Annotated in this window: 3 protein-coding genes and 1 pseudogene; 3 read left to right on the top strand and 1 reads right to left on the bottom strand. The window is 69.3% G+C overall.

The window, feature by feature from the left end; all coding sequences use genetic code 11:
- A pseudogene (locus tag ACLL81_RS09735) lies at positions 1 to 192 on the top strand (hypothetical protein); the annotation flags it as partial.
- On the opposite strand, the gene ACLL81_RS09730 reads toward ACLL81_RS09735, so the two are convergent.
- A complete protein-coding gene (locus tag ACLL81_RS09730; protein ID WP_411288144.1) occupies positions 184 to 1,071 on the bottom strand; it encodes a DMT family transporter in 888 nt (295 codons plus the stop codon). The pseudogene ACLL81_RS09735 and the gene ACLL81_RS09730 overlap by 9 nt on opposite strands.
- Before the next feature lie 174 nt (positions 1,072 to 1,245).
- Between ACLL81_RS09730 and ACLL81_RS09725 the strand changes: the two genes are divergently transcribed.
- Together ACLL81_RS09725 and serA are read left to right on the top strand one after the other, a co-directional pair.
- Positions 1,246 to 2,433 (top strand): phosphoserine transaminase, encoded by a 1,188-nt coding sequence (locus ACLL81_RS09725; protein WP_411288143.1) that lies wholly within the window; start codon positions 1,246 to 1,248, stop codon positions 2,431 to 2,433.
- 117 nt (positions 2,434 to 2,550) lie between these two features.
- The coding region (gene serA, locus ACLL81_RS09720) for a phosphoglycerate dehydrogenase (protein WP_411288142.1) at positions 2,551 to 3,783 on the top strand (1,233 nt) is incomplete at its 3' end.

Raw genomic sequence — 3,783 nt, 5'->3', positions numbered from 1 at the left:
GGCGCCATGCTGCTCTATGCCGCCCAGTTCGCCCTGCACGCCTACTATTTCGTCACTGAGCGGCCGGCCAACGACATGTTCCACGCCACGGTGAACAACCTCAACTTCCTGGGCATCCTGCTCTGCCTGGCGCTGGGCATCGCCACCGCCGTGCGCCGCCGCGCCGCGGCCGCCAGCAGCGCCCTAGACTGACCGCCTCCGGGTAAGGGTCACCAGGGCGACGCCGGCGAGGATCAGTCCCAGGGCCGCGAACGCCAGCCATCCAGGCCGCTCGCCCAACGCCACCATCCCCAGCACGGTCGCCCACACGGGCGCGAGGTAGATGGCCATCGACATGAACAGCGGCCCGCGGCGCTGGATCAGGAACACGAACCCCACCGTGGCCAGCGCCGTGGAGAACACCCCCAGCGCCACCATGGACAGGAGTGCGGGCAGCGGCGGCCACGGCGGCAGTGGCTCCACCGCCCACGCCGCCCCGCCGGCGTAGAGCGCCGCCCACAGGCACATCATCAGGGCGCCGACGCTCGAGGGCGCCGCCGGCGCCTGCTTGGTCAGCACATTGGCGATGGCGTAGAACAGCGCGCCCAGCAGCGCCGCGCCCAGCGCCGCCACCTCCACCGTCATGCCGTGTTGCAGCCGAGGCGCCACCAGCACCACCAGGCCGCCGAATCCCAGCAGCACGCCCGCCGCCTTGCGCGCCGTCAGCCGCTCGCTGGCGATGAAGGCGTGAGCCAGCAGGCCGGTGAAGATCGGCGAGGCGCCGTTGCAGATGGCGTTGATGGCGCTGGGCAGCCGCTGGGCGGAGTAGGCGTAGAGGAAGAACGGCGCGGCCATGCCCACCAGGCCGATGGCGGCATAGGCGATCCACGCCGGATGGCGCAACGGCGGCAGCCGGGTCCGGCACAGCACCAGCACCACGGCCAGCACCGGCAGGGCGACGGCCAGCCGGCCCGCGGTGTTCCACAACGGCGGCACGTGGACGGTGGAGATCTTCAGGGCGGCGAAGGCCGAGCCCCAGCACACCACAAGGAAGGCCAGAACCAGCCAGTCGAGGGCTTTGGACTGCAGCATGGCCGAGCTTGAGCACGCCGCCGCCCTGCGCGCCAAGCCCGCGCGCCGTCAGGACCGCTCACATGGTCTTGCAGAAAGTTTCTCTTGCACCGCAACACGAACCCGGGCTCTTGGCCGGCGGGCCACGCCCTCCCAACGGGGCGCAGTCCATCTGTAAGGATGGGAGACATCGACATGACGACCCTCGCCAAGCCGGCGATGCGCCCCGCGCGTCCCGAATTCTCCTCCGGCCCGTGCGCCAAGCGCCCCGGATGGACCCCCGAAAATCTCCAGAACGCCGTCCTCGGCCGCTCGCACCGGTCGAAGATCGGCAAGGCGCGCCTCAAGGAAGCCATCGACCGCACCCGCGAGGTGCTGCAGGTCCCCGACGACTTCCTGATCGGCATCGTCCCCGGCTCCGACACCGGCGCGGTGGAGATGGCCATGTGGTCGATGCTCGGCCCGCGCCCGGTCCAACTGCTGGCCTTCGAGAGCTTCGGCAAGGACTGGGTCACCGACGTGGTCAAGCAGCTGAAAATCCCCGCCGAGGTGCTCGATGCGCCCTATGGCGAGCTGCCCGACCTGACCAGGGTCCGTCCCGACGCCGACCTGGTGTTCACCTGGAACGGCACCACCTCGGGCGTCCGCGTCCCCAACGCCGACTTCATCTCCGCCGACCGCGAGGGGGTGGTGATCTGCGACGCCACCTCGGCCGCCTTCGCTCAGGATCTCGACTGGACCAAGCTCGATGCCATCACCTTCTCCTGGCAGAAGGCCCTGGGCGGGGAGGCGGCGCACGGGGTGCTGATCCTGTCGCCTCGCGCGGTCGCTCGCCTGGAAAGCTACACGCCCCCCTGGCCCATGCCGAAGCTGTTCCGCATGACCGCCCCAAACAAAGAAGGTGGGGGCGGCAAGGTGAACCTGGAGATCTTCGAAGGCGCCACCATCAACACCCCCTCCATGCTGGCGGTGGAGGACGCGGTGGATGCCCTAAAGTGGGCGGCCTCCATCGGTGGCCTTACCGAGATGCGCCGCCGCGCTGACGCCAACCTGGCCGTGCTGGAGGCTTGGACGCAGCGTGCGCCCTGGGCCGCCTTCCTGGCGCAGGATCCGGCGATCCGCTCCAACACCTCGGTGTGCCTCAAGGTGATCGACAGCCGCGTCACCGGCCTCTCCGACGACGCCCAGGCCGACTTCGCCAAGAAGCTGGCCGCGGCCCTGGAGCGCGAGGGCGTGGCGCTGGACGTGGGCGGCTACCGCGATGCCCCGCCCGGCCTGCGCATCTGGTGCGGCGCCACGGTGGACACCTCGGACCTCGACGCCCTCACCCCCTGGCTCGACTGGGCCTTCGCCACCGTCGCCGCCGACCTGCTCACCGCCTGAACCCTTCGGCGCCCTCCACCGAGGTCCTTGATTCCGCCCCCAGCGCGTCGCGCGAATTGGGGGAGGGGGACCGCGAAGCGGTGGAGGGGGCTTGCCCCTTTGCTCAAGGAAATTCCCATGCCCCGCGTGCTCATCGCCGACAAGCTCAGCCCTGCCGCCATCGAGATCTTCAAGCAGCGCGGCGTCGACGCCGACGTGAAGACCGGCCTGACCAAGGACGAACTGCTCAAGATAATCGGCGACTACGACGGCCTGGCCGTCCGCTCCGCCACCAAGGCCGACAAGGACGTCATCGCCGCGGCGAAGAACCTCAAGGTGATCGGCCGCGCCGGCATCGGCGTGGACAATGTGGACATCCCCTGCGCCACCGCGGCCGGGGTGGTGGTCATGAACACCCCCTTCGGCAACTCGATCACCACCGCCGAGCACGCCATCGCCATGATGTTCGCGCTCGCCCGCCAGATTCCGGAAGCGAACGAACAAACCCAGGCGGGCGAATGGCCGAAGAGCGGCTTCATGGGGGTCGAGGTCACCGGCAAGACGCTCGGGCTGATCGGTGCGGGCAACATCGGCTCGATCGTCGCCAGCCGCGCATTGGGCCTGCGCATGAAGGTCGTCGCCTACGATCCGTTCCTCACCGAGGAGCGCGCGATCGAACTCGGCATCGAGAAGGTCGATCTCGAAACGCTGCTGACCCGCGCCGAGTTCATCACGCTGCACACCCCGCTGACCGACCAGACGCGCAACATCCTCAGCCGCGAACGGCTCGAGAAGACCAAGCCCGGCGTGCGCATCGTAAATTGCGCGCGCGGCGGGCTGATCGACGAGGCTGCGCTCAAGGACGGGCTCGAGAGCGGCCACATCGCCGGCGCGGCGCTCGACGTGTTCGCCTCCGAGCCGGCCAAGGAATCGCCGCTGTTCGGGACCAAGAACTTCATCTGCACCCCGCACCTCGGCGCGAGCACGACCGAGGCGCAGGTGAACGTCGCGCTGCAGGTGGCCGAGCAGATGGCCGATTTCCTCGTCACCGGCGGGGTCACCAACGCGCTCAACATGCCCTCGCTGAGCGCCGAGGAAGCCCCCAAGCTGCGCCCGTACATGAAGCTGGCCGAAAACCTCGGCAGCCTTGTCGGCCAGCTCGCGCACGGCAACCTCACGCAGATTTCGATCGAGCGCGAAGGCGCCGCGGCGGGCCTCAATGGGAAGCCCATCGAGGGCGCGGTGCTCGCCGGGTTGATGCGGGTCTATTCGGACACCGTGAACATGGTCAACGCGCCGTTCCTGGCGAAGGAGCGCGGGCTCGACGTGCGCTCTGTCAGGCACGAGCGCGAAGGGGCCTACAGCACGCTG

The sequence above is a fragment of the Phenylobacterium sp. genome, from assembly GCF_046590535.1.
Lineage (GTDB): Bacteria > Pseudomonadota > Alphaproteobacteria > Caulobacterales > Caulobacteraceae > Phenylobacterium.
Note: the sequence above shows the minus strand (reverse complement) of the source record. Positions and strands in the feature narration are given on the sequence as shown.

Excerpts from the sequence above, each read along its gene's own strand:
- ACLL81_RS09730 (WP_411288144.1), bottom strand. The coding sequence starts at position 1,071 with ATGCTGCAGTCCAAAGCCCTCGACTGGCTGGTTCTGGCCTTCCTTGTG.
- ACLL81_RS09725 (WP_411288143.1), top strand. The coding sequence starts at position 1,246 with ATGACGACCCTCGCCAAGCCGGCGATGCGCCCCGCGCGTCCCGAATTC.